Raw genomic sequence first — 550 nt, forward strand, 5'->3', positions numbered from 1 at the left:
GAACTGCACCCGCCAGACCATGCTCATCTCCCCAGATAGACTTCGACGACACGCTCGTCGGCCGACACGAAATCGAGTGTGCCTTCCGAGAGCACCGAGCCCTCATGCAGGCAGGTGACCTTGACGCCGAGCTCGCGCACGAAATGCATGTCATGCTCGACGACGATGACCGAATGGTCGCGGGCGATATCCTTGAGCAGCCGCGCGGTCTCCTCGGTCTCGGCATCGGTCATGCCGGCGACCGGTTCGTCGACCAGAAGCAGTTTCGGGTCCTGCGCCAGGAGCATGCCGATCTCGAGCCACTGCTTTTGTCCATGGCTCAGATTGGCCGCCAATTCGTCACGCTTGTCGCCAAGCCGGATGATGCCGAGAATGTCATCGATCTGCCGCGTCTCGGCGGTCGAGCGGCGATGGAACAGCGCCGGGAAGATCGAGCGCGGTCCCTTCAGCGCCAACATCAGGTTTTCCTCGATCGTGTGGCTTTCGAACACGGTCGGCTTCTGAAACTTGCGGCCGATGCCCATCATGGCGATTTCGGCCTCGTCATGCT

General features: G+C 61.5%; 1 protein-coding gene. It reads right to left on the minus strand.

Features of this window, described 5'->3' with window-relative positions:
• Positions 1-23: 23 nt before the first annotated feature.
• A partial coding sequence (locus EN893_RS37150) for an ATP-binding cassette domain-containing protein (RefSeq protein ID WP_128362314.1) occupies positions 24-550 on the minus strand: 527 nt, incomplete at its 5' end.

Origin of the sequence: Mesorhizobium sp. M7A.F.Ca.CA.004.04.2.1, assembly GCF_004022825.1 — a bacterium.
Lineage (GTDB): Bacteria > Pseudomonadota > Alphaproteobacteria > Rhizobiales > Rhizobiaceae > Mesorhizobium.